The organism is Listeria floridensis FSL S10-1187 (assembly GCF_000525875.1).
Lineage (GTDB): Bacteria > Bacillota > Bacilli > Lactobacillales > Listeriaceae > Listeria > Listeria floridensis.
Window position 1 is genome coordinate 304307 of the sequence record NZ_AODF01000001.1, and the last position, 14984, is coordinate 319290.

General features: G+C 40.3%; 17 protein-coding genes and 1 pseudogene. 4 read left to right on the forward strand and 14 right to left on the reverse strand.

Annotated features, from left to right (window positions below; all coding sequences use genetic code 11):
• Positions 1-53: 53 nt before the first annotated feature.
• The 3 genes from fusA to rpsL all read right to left on the reverse strand — a co-directional run bounded on the left by fusA (position 54) and on the right by rpsL (position 3142).
• Entirely contained in the window at positions 54-2141 is a 2088-nt protein-coding gene (gene fusA / locus MFLO_RS01635; protein WP_036095897.1) for an elongation factor G, read from the reverse strand.
• 75 nt (positions 2142-2216) lie between these two features.
• Positions 2217-2687: a 30S ribosomal protein S7 gene (gene rpsG, locus MFLO_RS01640; RefSeq protein WP_036095899.1), complete on the reverse strand. Its 471-nt coding sequence runs from the start codon at positions 2685-2687 to the stop codon at positions 2217-2219.
• 35 nt (positions 2688-2722) lie between these two features.
• Positions 2723-3142 carry a 30S ribosomal protein S12 gene (gene rpsL / locus MFLO_RS01645; RefSeq protein ID WP_036095902.1) on the reverse strand — a complete coding sequence of 140 codons (420 nt, stop codon included), beginning with the start codon at positions 3140-3142 and terminating at the stop codon, positions 2723-2725.
• A gap of 264 nt (positions 3143-3406) precedes the next feature.
• Between rpsL and dgt the strand changes: the two genes are divergently transcribed.
• On the forward strand, positions 3407-4231 hold the full coding sequence (gene dgt, locus MFLO_RS16155; protein ID WP_241433493.1) for a dGTP triphosphohydrolase: 825 nt from the start codon (positions 3407-3409) through the stop codon (positions 4229-4231).
• Between the two features lie 187 nt (positions 4232-4418).
• Positions 4419-4814: a hypothetical protein gene (locus MFLO_RS16160; RefSeq protein ID WP_241433494.1), complete on the forward strand. Its 396-nt coding sequence runs from the start codon at positions 4419-4421 to the stop codon at positions 4812-4814.
• A 100-nt stretch (positions 4815-4914) separates the two neighbouring features.
• Here MFLO_RS16160 and MFLO_RS01655 read toward each other — a convergent pair whose 3' ends face one another.
• The 4 genes and pseudogenes from MFLO_RS01655 to MFLO_RS01680 all read right to left on the reverse strand — a co-directional run bounded on the left by MFLO_RS01655 (position 4915) and on the right by MFLO_RS01680 (position 8374).
• Positions 4915-5253, reverse strand: a complete 339-nt coding sequence (locus MFLO_RS01655; RefSeq protein WP_036095905.1) for a hypothetical protein — start codon at positions 5251-5253, stop codon at positions 4915-4917.
• A gap of 795 nt (positions 5254-6048) precedes the next feature.
• Positions 6049-6459, reverse strand: coding sequence for a DUF2871 domain-containing protein (locus tag MFLO_RS01670; protein WP_036095913.1), 411 nt, complete (start codon positions 6457-6459; stop codon positions 6049-6051).
• A gap of 26 nt (positions 6460-6485) precedes the next feature.
• A pseudogene (locus tag MFLO_RS01675) lies at positions 6486-7884 on the reverse strand (deoxyguanosinetriphosphate triphosphohydrolase).
• A gap of 19 nt (positions 7885-7903) precedes the next feature.
• A complete protein-coding gene (locus MFLO_RS01680) occupies positions 7904-8374 on the reverse strand; it encodes an NUDIX hydrolase (protein WP_036095916.1) in 471 nt (156 codons plus the stop codon).
• A gap of 196 nt (positions 8375-8570) precedes the next feature.
• Between MFLO_RS01680 and MFLO_RS01685 the strand changes: the two genes are divergently transcribed.
• On the forward strand, positions 8571-9125 hold the full coding sequence (locus tag MFLO_RS01685) for a class I SAM-dependent methyltransferase (protein WP_036095918.1): 555 nt from the start codon (positions 8571-8573) through the stop codon (positions 9123-9125).
• Positions 9126-10164: 1039 nt separating this feature from the next.
• A complete protein-coding gene (locus MFLO_RS01700) occupies positions 10165-10626 on the forward strand; it encodes a universal stress protein (RefSeq protein ID WP_036095924.1) in 462 nt (153 codons plus the stop codon).
• Between the two features lie 481 nt (positions 10627-11107).
• Here MFLO_RS01700 and MFLO_RS01705 read toward each other — a convergent pair whose 3' ends face one another.
• The 7 genes from MFLO_RS01705 to MFLO_RS01730 form a co-directional block, all read right to left on the reverse strand.
• Positions 11108-11608: a hypothetical protein gene (locus MFLO_RS01705; protein ID WP_036095926.1), complete on the reverse strand. Its 501-nt coding sequence runs from the start codon at positions 11606-11608 to the stop codon at positions 11108-11110.
• Between the two features lie 73 nt (positions 11609-11681).
• Positions 11682-12047, reverse strand: coding sequence for a hypothetical protein (locus MFLO_RS15640; protein ID WP_162148122.1), 366 nt, complete (start codon positions 12045-12047; stop codon positions 11682-11684).
• Between the two features lie 101 nt (positions 12048-12148).
• Positions 12149-13234 carry a hypothetical protein gene (locus tag MFLO_RS01710; RefSeq protein ID WP_051993400.1) on the reverse strand — a complete coding sequence of 362 codons (1086 nt, stop codon included), beginning with the start codon at positions 13232-13234 and terminating at the stop codon, positions 12149-12151.
• Positions 13227-13580, reverse strand: a complete 354-nt coding sequence (locus MFLO_RS01715) for a hypothetical protein (protein WP_036095929.1) — start codon at positions 13578-13580, stop codon at positions 13227-13229. The genes MFLO_RS01710 and MFLO_RS01715 overlap by 8 nt, the downstream gene beginning before the upstream one ends.
• On the reverse strand, positions 13581-14267 hold the full coding sequence (locus MFLO_RS01720) for a DUF5081 family protein (RefSeq protein ID WP_036095931.1): 687 nt from the start codon (positions 14265-14267) through the stop codon (positions 13581-13583).
• Positions 14264-14563, reverse strand: a complete 300-nt coding sequence (locus MFLO_RS01725; protein ID WP_036095933.1) for a WXG100 family type VII secretion target — start codon at positions 14561-14563, stop codon at positions 14264-14266. Before MFLO_RS01725 ends, MFLO_RS01720 begins: the two co-directional genes overlap by 4 nt.
• On the reverse strand, positions 14551-14952 hold the full coding sequence (locus tag MFLO_RS01730; protein WP_036095934.1) for a hypothetical protein: 402 nt from the start codon (positions 14950-14952) through the stop codon (positions 14551-14553). Before MFLO_RS01730 ends, MFLO_RS01725 begins: the two co-directional genes overlap by 13 nt.
• Positions 14953-14984 lie beyond the last annotated feature (32 nt).

Genomic DNA, 14984 nt, shown 5'->3' on the forward strand with positions numbered 1-14984 from the left:
AGCAAATACTTCCTAATTAAAGTTATACTTGAAGAACTCCGGAAATGCAACGATTATTCTTCGCCTTTATTTCCGCCGTTTTTCTTGATAATTTCTTCTGTAATCGACTTAGGTGTTTCTTCATAGTGATCAAATTGCATCGTGTACGTACCGCGACCTTGAGTTGCAGAACGAAGGTCAGTAGCATAGCCGAACATTTCAGCAAGTGGAACGAAAGCACGAACAACTTGAGCGTTACCACGAGCTTCCATACCATCTACACGACCACGACGGCTTGTGATGTTACCCATGATATCCCCAAGATATTCTTCTGGGATAACAACTTCAACGCCCATAATCGGTTCAAGAAGAACTGGATTACATTTTTTAGCAGCGTTGCGAAGCGCCATGCTTGCAGCAACTTTAAATGCCATTTCGTTGGAGTCAACATCATGGTAAGAACCATCAAATAGTTTCGCTTTAATGTCAATCAAAGGATATCCTGCAAGGACACCATTTTCAAGCGCGCCTTCAAGACCTGCTTGAACCGCTGGAATATATTCACGAGGAACAACCCCACCGACGATTGCATTTTCAAATTCGAAACCTTTTCCTTCTTCGTTAGGCTCAAAGTGAATCCAAACGTGACCATATTGTCCGCGACCACCAGATTGACGTACAAATTTACCTTCAACGTCTGCTGCTGTACGGAATGTTTCACGGTAGGATACTTGAGGTGCCCCAACGTTAGCTTCAACGCGGAATTCACGTTTCATACGGTCAACTAGGATATCAAGGTGAAGTTCACCCATACCAGAGATGATCGTTTGACCAGTTTCCGTATTTGTTTCAGTACGGAAAGTTGGATCTTCTTCTGCAAGTTTCGCAAGAGCTTGACCCATCTTATCTTGATCAGCTTTTGATTTAGGTTCAATCGCAACCGAGATAACTGGTTCAGGGAATTCCATTGATTCCAAGATAATTTGATTCTTTTCATCACATAGAGTATCCCCAGTTGTAGTATCTTTAAGACCTACAGCTGCAGCAATATCACCGGAGTAAACGATATCGATTTCTTCACGGTGGTTTGCGTGCATTTGCAGGATACGACCTACACGCTCACGTTTACCTTTAGTCGAGTTTTGCACGTAAGAACCTGAGTTCAGTGTACCCGAGTAAACACGGAAGAAAGTAAGACGACCAACATAAGGGTCAGTCATAACTTTAAATGCAAGAGAAGAGAATGGTTCTTCATCGCTTGCATGACGTTCGTCTTCTTCACCATCAGGAAGAGTCCCTTTGATTGAAGGAACGTCAATTGGAGCTGGAAGGTAGTCGATAACTGCATCTAACATTGGTTGAACACCTTTGTTTTTGAATGCAGTACCACAAACGACTGGATAGAACTCAACAGCTAGTGTTCCTTTACGGATCGCTGCTTTAAGCTCATCTTTTGTGATTTCTTCACCTTCAAGATATTTCATCATAAGCTCTTCGTCAAGTTCAGCAACTGCCTCAACGAGTTTACCATGATATTCTTCAGCAAGATCTTTCATATCTTCAGGAATTTCTTTGATATGAGGATCGTTGCCTAGATCATCTTCGTAGTATAATGCGTTCATTTCAATTAAGTCAATGATACCTTCGAAAGTATCTTCAGCACCGATTGGTAATTGAATTGGGTGAGCATTAGCATCTAGACGATCATGGAGTGTTCCTACAGAATAAAGGAAGTCAGCTCCGATTTTATCCATTTTGTTGACGAATACTACACGAGGAACCCCGTAAGTAGTAGCTTGACGCCAAACTGTTTCTGTTTGCGGTTCAACACCCGATTGAGCATCAAGAACTGCAACAGCACCATCAAGTACACGAAGAGAACGTTCAACTTCAACTGTGAAGTCTACGTGTCCCGGAGTATCAATGATGTTTACACGGTAACCTTTCCACTGAGCTGTTGTTGCAGCAGAAGTGATCGTGATACCACGTTCTTGTTCCTGCTCCATCCAGTCCATTTGGGAGGCACCTTCATGCGTTTCACCAATTTTGTGAATGCGCCCTGTATAGAAAAGAATACGTTCAGTAGTAGTGGTTTTCCCAGCGTCAATATGCGCCATGATACCAATATTACGTGTCTTTTCTAAGGAGAACTCTCTTGCCATGTTGTCTTTCTCCTTCCATATAACAATTTTTAAGCGGCCTGACCTTTTATGAGAAGGCCAAAACCAGCATTTTTCTTACCAGCGATAGTGAGCAAATGCTCTGTTTGCATCTGCCATTTTATGAGTGTCTTCACGTTTCTTAACAGAAGCACCTGTATTATTAGCAGCATCCATGATTTCGCGAGCAAGACGAAGTTCCATCGTTCTTTCACCGCGAAGACGAGCGTAGTTTACTAACCAACGAAGACCAAGTGTAGTACGACGATCTGGACGTACTTCGATTGGAACTTGATAGTTGGCACCACCGACACGGCGAGCTTTTACTTCAAGAACCGGCATGATGTTTTTGATCGCTTGATCAAAAACTTCCATTGGATCATTACCAGTTTCTTCTTTAATGATGTCAAAAGCAGAGTATAAAATCGCTTGAGATTTTCCACGTTTACCATCAACCATCATTTTATTAATTAAGCGAGTTACCAATTTCGAGTTATAAATCGGATCTGGCAAAACGTCACGTTTAGCAACAGGACCTTTACGAGGCATTGGATATCCTCCTTTCATAGAATAAACTTTTTAAATTATTTACTTGCTTTAGGTTTCTTCGTTCCGTATTTAGAACGGCTTTGAGCTCTATTTTCAACACCAGCTGTATCAAGAGCACCACGTACGATATGGTAACGTACCCCTGGTAAATCTTTTACACGGCCGCCGCGGATAAGAACAACACTGTGCTCTTGCAAGTTGTGGCCGATACCTGGGATATAAGCTGTAACTTCGATTCCGTTACTTAGGCGCACACGAGCATATTTACGAAGCGCGGAGTTCGGTTTCTTCGGAGTCATTGTACCAACACGAGTACAAACACCACGTTTTTGCGGAGAATTTACATTAGTAAGTTCACGCTTGAAAGTGTTTAGCCCCTTGTTAAGTGCTGGAGAGTCAGATTTTTTTGATTTAGATTGACGCGGTTTGCGAACTAATTGGTTAATAGTAGGCATTGGATGGGTTCCTCCTTTCCTGTTTTAGTAGTTCCACACATCCAGGTGGTTCATTTTTTCGAAAAAATAAAATTGCTGTAGATAATCTACAACATTCATTATTTTCAAGACCTCTATAGTAGAGGCACCTTGATTATCTTAACATTTGATGTTTTATGTGTCAAGCAGTTTATGAAATGTTATATAGAGCAAAACACCGATGTGTACAATTTGATATTATTGTTATTTTTGGTATAATCGAAAATAAAAAGGGAGTTTTACATCATGATGAATTGGAATGACTTATTAAGCACTACAAGAACCAATAGCAAAAATAGATTTAAATCGTCAAACGATATTCGTAATGCTTTTGAAAATGATTATCAAAGAATTATTATCAGCGCTTCCTTTAGAAGGCTACAAGATAAAACTCAAGTTTTTCCTCTTGATAAAAATGATTTTATTCGCACTCGATTGACTCATTCTATAGAAGTTTCACAAATCGCTAAATCACTTGGGGCTAAGGTAGGAAGTGATATTGTCGAAAATAAAATTGATTCGACATTCACTGAATCACATATAAAAACGCTTTCCGATTTACTAGCCTGTGCTGGATTACTTCATGATATGGGTAACCCACCTTTTGGACACTTCGGTGAATGTGCCATTCGACAATGGTTTGCACAAAATATGAATAAAATACAATTTGATGGTTCTACTTTAAAAGTCACTTTGGATACGCAAATGCAAGAAGACTTTCTTCATTTCGATGGGAATGCCCAAGTAATTAGACTTATTACAAAACTTCACCAATTGTATGAAGGAATGCAGGGTATGAACCTAACTTGTGCAACAGTAAACACTTTACTGAAATATCCAATTCCTTCATCCGAAGTAAATAAAGAAGACTCTAATGTAAAATACAAAAAGATGGGGTATTTTTCCGCAGAAAAAGATACTTTCAAAATGATTACGCAAGAAACAGGAACATTAAATTATAGGCACCCAGCCACTTTCTTGTTAGAGGCCGCTGATGATATAAGCTATCTATTAGCAGACCTTGAAGATGGGATGAAAAAAAAACCTTATAAGCTTAGGACAATTACATAAAGAATTAGCTTCACTAAAAAATGACCCTAACAAATTTGTGAGAGATTGTTATTCTGATTTAGAAAGAAAAAGCCTGCTTGAATCTAATCATGAATTTCTCTTATTTCAACAATGGATTACAAATAATGTACGCAGATTGTTAATAAATTCGGTTATTGATACATTTAACCAAAATTACAACGTGATCATGGAGGGTAGATTTACTGATGCATTATTGGATAAATCAGATGTTAAAAATCTAGCCGATGAATTAGAAAGAATTTGCATTAAATATATTTTTTCTAATTGTGATATTAGGAAAATCGAATTAACTGGAAAAAAAATCATTTTCAACCTTCTTGACACTTTTGTCCCCGCTGTATTATATTATGATTCAGATTTGGATGAGCCCAACAAAGACGAGAACAAGCGACTACGAAGCCTGCTTTCTGAAAATTATTTTAATGCCTATAAAAAAGCCTCTGATAAGAAAGACAGAAAAGAAAAGCTGTATTTACGTTTACTGCTAGTTACAGATAACATTTGTGGAATGACAGATAGTTATGCAAAAAGCCTCTACCAAGAGCTAAACGGAATCTCATAATAAAAGCCGTATGAGGCGAGATTGAACTCCTCATACGGCTTTTATTAATTCCACCGCTCTACCCTAGCAGATACACCTTCTCACTGTTCCTTCTTATAGGCTATTCCTCTTTTTTTAAAATTCTTTGATAGGAAGATAATGCAAATGCCAAGCCTCCCGCAACCAGCGCTAGCCAGCTAAACCCTTTTAAAACGATTGAACCAATAACAAAAACAGTAATGAAAATGCCAATATCTGTTAACCAAGCTTTCCGCTTTGTGTCATAGAAGATATTCTTTCTCTTTTTATTCACGTAACCTAGCGCCAAAAATGAGAAAATTCCAAGAACCATCATGAAAATAACCCAAGCGATATTTTTAAGAATAATACCTATAACAAACCCGATAACAAGAAATACAGCTGTGTCTGTTATCCATTTTACTTGTGATTTCTTTTCCAAAATTCCACCCTCCCTTTGTCTAGCGCCTTACCGTAGATAATGTAGTTCGAGCATTTCCCCAGTCTCTTTTGTTATTTGAGAACTCATCAATGATTTTGTAATAATAATATTGACCTGTGGAGCGCTGGTAAATACTTTGTCTCATCCATCTAAAATTTTTGAACTGGCTTCCTGCAAAAGTAGTGACTACGGTTTTTGCGACCTGATTTCCCATAGGAACTCTTGATAGCCCTCCCATAAGCAGCGCTCGATACATTTCATTTGTCGTACTTAAATCCACAATTTTTCTTGTTTGCAGTAAATATTTAGAACCTCCTCCACCAATGGATTGATTACTTCTGAGCAGAGAACTTTGCATTCCATTCGGATAGTCAACGATCTGTCTTGTGCGTTCCCATTTTTTCCATCTTGCAACTTAGAAGAATTAGATGTCATTTCTGCGGCACTAACCGGACTAAATAAAGGTGTAATGAAAGTGATAGCAAAGATTGTTAAAAGTAACAGACTTCTGTGTATAAAAGCTCTTTCATTCATTTCAGTAAAACATCTCCTTTTATGTTTTACCGATTATAGCATGCTCAAGAGTGATTTTGACTGATTTTTAGGAAAATTCACGTTTTTTTCACATATCTCTTTCCATTCCGTAACTATGTTCCGTTTTTTAAACTTACCTAGAGCTTTATCTCTTTGAAATGACCATCAGACATGTATCCACCGCTATTTCCCCAAACTATCCAGATAACCTTTCCTTACTTAAATAAAAAACACCCATCAAGATTGATGAGTGCTTTAAACTTATTTATTTTCTTCCCGAAGTCGTTCATACATCATAATAAACAAGACGACAAGCCCCACTGCAAGCAGTATGTGACCCAGACCGGCAATGCCAGAAACCGCCGCACCTGTTTCTTTGCCCAAAACAGTCATTGTACCATGGAATGTCAATAACCCAACGGTAAGCAGAAGTCCCGCATTGTAGATATAGTAAAAAGCGTTAAATTTCTTGCTCGCCATAATGCCAAAGTTTTTTTCAAGTAGCAAGACGATCAAAAACATGAACATTCCTAGCATAAGTAGATGTGTATGCAGCACAGAAAGCTGCGTTTTTCCGGTAAACTCGGTGTATTTTGTAATTTCGCGATAGTAAATTCCGGCTACAAGCCCTAACACACAGTAAAACAATGAAGTCGTCAATAATTTTTTCATCTGGTAATCTCCTTTTTTCTAAAAATTTATCCTAAACCATTTAGTTTTTGATACAAATCCTTTGCGTAGCTGTCGGTCATGCCACAGATAAAATCCGTCACAAGCAAAAGACGCAAGTATAATTTTACGGTTTCGTCTTGCCCCGTCGCGTTTTTGCGGTAGCAACCCACGTAGTTGTCCGAGATAAGTGACATCAGCCGCTTGTCTTTCGCGGTTTGTTGCTCAGGCGCTTTGCTATCGTAATAAAGCACCGCTGGGATGTAGCTGTCGAGTAGTGAAGCGATAATTTGACTGCCAGCAATTTCGGATTCAACTACGCCAGAGTTCGTATAGATATAATTACGTGAGAGGTTCTGCAAAATTTGTACGAGTTGAGCAGCCTCGGAAACATCAAGCAGCGACTCAGCGAAGTTTCCCTCCATAATTTCCTGATAATGATCATAAAACACCTCAAGCGACCGGTTGATCAGTTGGCCGCGAACGTTAGACGCGAGCCATTGCTGGGCAATGAAAGCTTCTTCTTGACCCTCGTAGCGGTCTGCTTTTTTCTTAAGTTCATTGAAACATGCCGCCGTCACTCGGTTATGATCGGGAAATTCTTCAAAGCCGCGTAAAATTTGCTGGATCGTTACGGTTCCTTTTTTGACGCCGTCTTCAAGATCAGCATTCAGGTACGCAATATCATCTGCCACTTCAAGCAGGAAAGTAAGCGGATGACGATGGCTATAGGCGCCGGTTGCAGCCGTTACTTCTTTAAAAAATTGCCTCATCTGCGTAGAAGTAGCCGAGTTTTTTGCTGCGAATTTGTTTTTTATTAATTTCTAAGGAAGAAACTGGATATTTGATAACACCATTTAGTGTTGCATGCGTCAAATTTAAACCATATTCATCAAACAGGTAATGCAGTTTGGATACTACACGCAGAACTTGGGCATTCCCTTCAAAGTGATAGAAATCTTGTTTCATTTGTTCAGTCAAGATAGCCGTTAGTTTTTTGCCGTCGTATTCAAGCACATCCAGATTTTCTTTAAACCACTCGCGGATTGATTCTTCGCCAAAATGGCCAAACGGCGGATTTCCCATATCATGTAGTAACCCTGTACAGGATAGGATATCGGCAATTTTTTCTGCATGTTCCGATTTGAAGCTCGGGTCAAGACCGTCTTCAATAATTTTATGCGAAACCATGTTGCCCATCGATTTGGCAATGGTCGAGACTTCGATCGAATGCGTCAGCCGTGTGCGAACAAAGTCGCTTTTTTCTAACGGAAAGATCTGAGTTTTATCTTGAAGTCTCCGAAATGATGCGCTCATCACGATTCGCTGATAGTCATTTTCAAACGCGCTTCTGATATCCGTGCTTTTGCTCCGCGTTACAGCTGATTCGCGGCGGCGTTTGTCATTTAAAAGTACATCCCACTCCATCTTAAATCCCTCGTTTCTTTTACTTCTGAATCAATTTTTTATAATATCTGTTCATAAAATCATCGACTATAATTTTAGCATGAGGTGCAATTTTTTGCGGGATTGAATTTGCTGGGTAAAACTTAGCTGCTCGTGTTTCATTTGTTGTTTGGACAAGCTCGCCCTTGTAATCTCGGCACACGTAAAGTAGCGTCACGAAAAAGCACTCATCCCCGTTTGGATAGGTATAGGTTTGCTCTTTCCCACTATAAACTTCGACAAATTCTAATTTACCAGCCGTAAGCCCCGTTTCTTCATAAATCTCACGTTTTGCTCCTTCTTCGACAGTTTCGCCAAGTTCAAGGGAGCCGGCCGGAAAGCCGAATAGATCGTTATCAGTCCGCTCAATAAAGAGAATTTCGTCTTGTTCGTTCAAGACGGCGATGCATACTCCGACAATGAGAAGCGGCCTATGACCGACCAGTTTTCTAAGTTCCAATACGTAATCCATGATTCCACCTCTTTTGCAGCATCTCCCTTTCTACTATAACAGAAAATCGGATTTTAGCGCCACAAAATTCGACAAGCAAAAACTCCCTACTTTTAAGAAAAAATCAGCAGAAATATTCTCCCACCGCTTGATCTCCCTTGACAACTCAACTCCCTCAAGCCTACACTTTTACCAAGTAAAGAATGGAGTGATTTTTATGCCGAAAGTAATCATCGGCGCCGGCGAAACGCGTATCCCCGGCTGGCTTTCCACTCAAGAAAATGAGCTTGACCTCTTGGACGCCAAAACTTGGCTCGCACTTTTTGACGAAAATAGTATCGATGCACTGCTTGCTGAACATGTGTGGGAGCACTTGAGCGCTGCAGACGGTGTTCTTGCTGCCAAAAATGCTTTTCGATTTTTAAAGCCAGGCGGTTATATCCGCATCGCTGTTCCCGATCGAAATTTCCGAAACGAAGCGTATCAAACTTTAGTGCAAGTTGGCGGTCCTGGACCAAAAGACCATCCTGCAGCATCACACAAGATTGTTTATGATGCCGCACAACTTTCTGCGAGCTTCGAGTCTGCCGGTTTTGAAACGGAGCTGCTTGAATACTGCGATCCGGATGGGAACTTTCATTATCGTTACTGGAATCCGGAAGATGGGTTGATTGGGCAGTCGCTGCGTTTTGATACACGCAATACGGAAAAAGAACTTGGGATGGTTTCGATTGTGCTTGATGCACATAAGCCACTTTTGATAAAAGCCTAGTTCAAAAGATATACGGGATGATAATAAATCCCAAGTAAACACAAATTAACAGCAGGTAAACGGTGAGGAGAATCGCCAGTTCCATTTGAATTTTTTTCCCACTCAGCATTCGCCAAAATAGGACGTTCAGAAAAATGAAAAAGACATTTAGCCATTCTATCACGCTGCTTGTTGACATTTTTATGTAAAAATTCACCAAAATCATCACGAGGGTGTAAAGCATAATTCCTATGTATATTCCGAACCAATATTCATTCATCGCTACATTTTTTCTCAGCATAAAATATGAATTTATAACATAAGCGGAAAAAAGTCCTGTGACAACGGTCAACAGAAATAATGGTAAATCGATTGGGTGCCCGCGACTTTCGCCAATACCTAAATGCTCTGTCACCAAAACGTGGACGTTATAAATTCCAAGAACTATTCCTAAAAAGGAAAAAAAGACTGGTAAACAGCAAGGAATTCGTTTTCCACTTCCATTTTATGAAGATAAATAGGGCACTGACGAGCGATAAGCCAATTACTGTCGCCAGCGTACTGCTCTTGATATCTTTCCATATGAATGGATAGAACATTAATAATGCCATATTCGCTAACAGAAGATAATTAAGAATGAGTGAAAGGCATTTGCTCCAAACGGATTTCCGCTTTTCAAAGATATCTAGATTGTGCATACAAATGCCTCCAGCAAGGAGTGTAAAAGCAAGCATTAGGATACTATATAAAATCGACATGTTTTTTCTCCCTTAAAGACTTCTTTCATAGATAGTAACAAAAAGTATCAATCACATAATAGAACTAGATTACCATACAAAGCAAGGCAAGAAAGATTACTTCATTTATGCAAGCAACCCGATACTTTTATTGTAGCATAGTCTTCATGTAGCAATTAGTGTAAAAGCAACTGTTTGCTAGATTTCCATCTAATTATTTCCCGGGTAATAAAAACATGTTAATTTTTAGTAAAGCACGACTCAATCGTTTCAAATCGGGGTATAAAAAAGTAGGAGCAACATCTGTGAAAGGGTGATGAGAAATGACGAACTATACGCGTATTTTAGTTGGAGTTGACGGATCAAATGAAGCCGAAGCGGCGTTCAGGCGTGGAGTGAAAATGGCTGTAAGTAGCGGTGCAGTGCTTGGCATTGCGTTTATTGCAGATATTCGCCGACTCGCCCCTTTACTTGATTACGAGCGAACTTTTATAAATAAAGCTAAAGATTATGGTGAAGAGCTTGTTGGCATTTATAAGAATGAAGCTGAAAAAGCTGGAGTAAAACTCATCGAAACATATGTTAATTTCGGAACACCGAAAAGTACTTTTGTGAAAAAAATCCTAAAAAATTTCCAAGCTGATCTAGTCCTTGTTGGGAAAAGCGGGCTTTCTGCAACGGATCAGCTGCTTCTGGGCAGTGTCACTGAATATGTGGCTAAGAATTCGCCCTGCGATGTGATCGTCGTTCACGGTCAAGCATGGGATGAGAAGAAAGAAGTTTGAATGAGAAAAACCCTCAGGAGCATGTGCTCCTGGGGGTTTTTCTCAATTTATGGATTGGTCGCTTTATTCTGGCTGCTAAAATAAGATTAGCTATATTCACTTCTGTTTTTGGCGCTTCCTAATGCTATTTTGTATATCTAATCCTAAAATTGTTGTAACTACCACCTCAATCAAAAATGAAGCTAATAAACCACTTGACTCCCCTTAACATCGCTATTGATTTTCTTTATTAAGCATGTACCTTTCGTTTATCAGTGGCCGAGGAACTCACAAAATAGCTGGTAATTTGACTTGTCCTCGAGCCTTTTCAGTATAACATGCCCACCGTTTGCTTTAGCAGTTGTATTTGTTCTTTCAAACCTTTTTTATTTCACCCTCATAATCTAGCAAAATAGTGGGTGAAGCCCTAAAATTTAAAGATATAACCTAGTGATTGCCACTTACTAACCATCACTACTTGATTCCGACTAGATAGCGCTTTTTATTCTACCCTTCCTGACCCTAGAGAAAATGTTGTTTTATCACCATCATCACATTCAATAACAATGGATTCTGTTCCCTTTAAGTAGTAATCTTCGATTACATTTCTAAATCCCATACTCCATAATAAAGAACCACCATTTTCATAAACAAGTACATCTAATTCACAAATGAATACAATATATTTAGAATCTGAATCTATCATTATTTCATATAACAAAGAAGGCAATTTTCCTTCAAACAATACAGTCTTAGTGGTATAGTCTAGACAAGCATAAATGCTGTTTATTCCTATGAATATATTATTTGATAAAGTTAACAACTTTATCTGGGTCTCCAAACCTATATCATAGTAAATAAATCCTATTTCACCCAAATTATTACTGAATTTTATGAATTTGTTACTCTCAGAAATTTCTTCACTGAATAAAAAAGAATTTTCATCTAAGCTTTGTTCTAGTCCAACCGCTGATTCATAAGATTTTTTCTCAAAAGAATCCATTTATTTCCCACCTTTGACAATTATTGTTAGTAGTCTATCTCCATCCCAAACAGATTCTATTTTTACGCCTCCGTTAGGACCTTTTAAAAAGCTCTCTTACAGTAGCTGTATAATTTACTGTTGGTGTATCAGGTAACTCCTTAGCTATATAGCTCCTAGATTCTGTTTTTAAAATATTGGAAGAATCATTCACTACATTTTTCAAATGATTATTCAAAAGTTCTCTGTTACTTGGCGTATCATAAATACCAATCTTACTTAATTCACTTTGCATAGTTTGTGACCTTTGAATGTTGTGTTTATTTCCCTTGGCTTTTCCGAAAAGATAGTCAAGTTTATTTCCTATCTCTGGATTTTTTAGTTTTCCAGCCTCACCGGCTTTCTCCATTATACCATCTGCCTTACTTCCCCCTCCAAGATTCACATCAAACCGCTGCAACGTAGCCTTCCATTTTTCCGTCTATGCAAGCACCTTCGAGCTACCAGAAGTCCCTAGACCGTCAACATCCGCCATCGCGAGTTGCTGTCGTGGCGGTAAGTTCAAACTATTCCCCCATTTCGCTCCGACTTTCCCGATCGTATCCAAACCGCACGATAACATTTCAATTCCGCTATGCGCGCATCCGCGAGCGCTCCTTTCAAACGCCTTACCCGCATCTCCGCTTGATTCTTCCCAATCCGAACCAAATCCTCTGCTTTCGACACCGCTGTTTGCTTCCCTCGCATTATCAGCTTACTAAGTTCCGCTAAGTGCCCCGTTTCCCCAAGCACTCGCGTCCCGCCAGACAACGCCTTCACGCCCGGAACTAGGTCAAACAGCGAAAATGCTCCACGTAATGCGCGTTCCGACGTAGCCATCTCACGCCCGGTCAGCCAATCATTTCCAGTCACTGCGGCGCTCATTTCTAAACTGCCATAAGCCATCCCAAGCACGAGACCAGCAGGAGGACAAAAAATCGCAACCCCGACGATCGCCACCGTCGCCGCAACATTGACCCAAAACTCCTTTTTCTCCTGTTCATCCTGAATCGACGTATACGCAAACGCACGCGTATTCAGCATCACCGCCCGAAAATCATTCTCTGAAACCGTCTCTTCCGGATTCAACTTCTTCCACGCCTGAAACTGGTTTTTCAACTGATCGGCGTACACATTACTCCCGCTAAACAAATCATCTATGGTCACTTCTGTTTTCGGCACTTCCCGCTGTTCCTGCGTATAGCTATTCACAAAAACCGTCTCTGTTTTCGTCGCTCCAATCCGATTCGTGGTCGTAAACTTGGACGCATCCAAATTCCGCATGCCTTCCACAAACCGATCTAGATCTTCAAAAAACGGCCGATCCATTTTCGTATGAACAAGTTCACCCACCCGCCCAGAAAACCGATGAAGCACGTCAAAATCCTCAAACAGTTCCTGCAGTTCCCCATCTAAACTCGTGTGACGAAACGAAATAACCCCATCACAATCCAAATTCCGAATGTCTTCCTCCGCCTCATCCAAATTCTCCGATACCTTTTTCAGCTCATCAATCGCACCCTTACCCCAGACACCTTTCCCGATCAAGTTCCCGATACTGTCATGCGCACGATCAAAATCACCTTCACGATAATCCACATCACGCATTGCCTTCACCTCCGCCGATGTTGAGCGCGGCCGCTATCTCCTGACCAATCTTTTCATCCGCTTGAACCATCTCATTCAAAATTTGGAAAACTAGCGTAGAAGATCGCTCATAATGATCCCTAAGCTCAAGCACACGCTCATTCGCATCCGGAACACTCTCCATCGTTTTCTTCGCATCACCCGCCGTCACATAATTCGCACTTTTAAGCGTGTTAATCGCCGGACCGATCACATGCTCAAACTCCCCCGCAATCGCAAGAAGATCCTTCGCAATATGCGTCATCTCCTCAGGATTAATCGTGATTCCGTTCGAACTCGTATAACCGCCCATCTGCTGTTGCGCCATTTAGAGCACCTCCTTTTCAGGAAACTTCATCTCTTCATAAAGCTTGCCAAGCAGCCAATAACCGCTTGCTTCATAATACTCATTCTGCTCAACATCAACCGCAATTAAACGCTCGTGCCAAACAAAAACGAAAAACTGCTGGTAAAACTTCGGATTCGACTCCTCACGTGGTATTTCTTTCGTCCGGAAAAATTCCATACTCAAAAAACGCTCATCCGGAACAGCTTCAGCCGCCCGCTTACGCTCGTCAAAAGTCAGCTTCTTGGTTAAAAATGTTGTTTCTTCCTCGCTGATTTCTCTCCGTAATAGGGGAAAATGATTTCTCAGTAACGCTAAAACGAACACCTTATCGAGCACTTCAAATCGATAAGCCTTGTTCTCTTCTATTTCAATCAAAATATAAGCATTTTCTGGATTAGTCTCGCTAAATCCAAATAAAAACTGGTTTAACCTAATATAGTTCTGACATTTTTGATACACTTCAAGCGCTTCAACTACCAAAGCGCCGCCGTCCGTTATTTGACCCGATTCATTCAAAATGTTCTTTGCCATTAAATTTTTATGAGCTTCTTCAAAGTTTCCTTCCAGTTCAAAAAGCGTTCTGCCAGGGAGTCCGAAAACCGTTTCGCCACCAAAAGCAGAAATCAGTAAAAATAATTCTTCGGTTTTAAAAGTATCGCTTGTCATAGGTTTTTCACCTCGCGTACCTCACTTGTATCCTCAAAGTCAGCCAAATACCCATTCAAATTTTTCAGCGCCTTGCTTTGCTTCTTAAATTCCTTCTTCACCTCAGCGTGATACTTTTCAATTAGCTCCATGTACGTCAAAAAAGCATCCCGCGCTTTACCGTCCCATTTTGCTGAACTTGCATAAGAAATAATCGCTTTACACTTTTTGTGCGTAGAACTGAGCGCATCTTCGACAATTTTGGCTTGTTGTTTAGCTGTCTCTACTTTTTCTGCACTGATTTTCACGTCTGCCATTTTCTAAGCCGCTCCTTCCGTTCCTCTGCTTCCCGTTCTTTACGGCGTTGCTCAAGCAGTTCCTCATGAACTACTTGAGCTTTATATTCTTCATATTTCTCGTAAGCCTTGCTTCTAGCACTTACAAGTTCCGACCGCTTTTCTTTCTCGCGGCTCAAATCCTTCTTTAACTTGTCCGTTAGTTTTTCCCGTTTTACATCAAAATGATTAGACGGTATCTTGCTGTTTGATAGATTCGGCACCGAATTTTGATAGCTCTTAATAAATTTTTCAGCCTCATCAATCCGCTTATCATGTTCGCGAACCGCTTCTTTCAAATAATCGTGTAGCTTGTCATAATCGTCTCGTTTCACCTCAGTAGGAGTCCTTCCAAATCCGAAAAGTCCCATCTTTCTCCCTCCTTGTTGCCTTTACAGCGGTG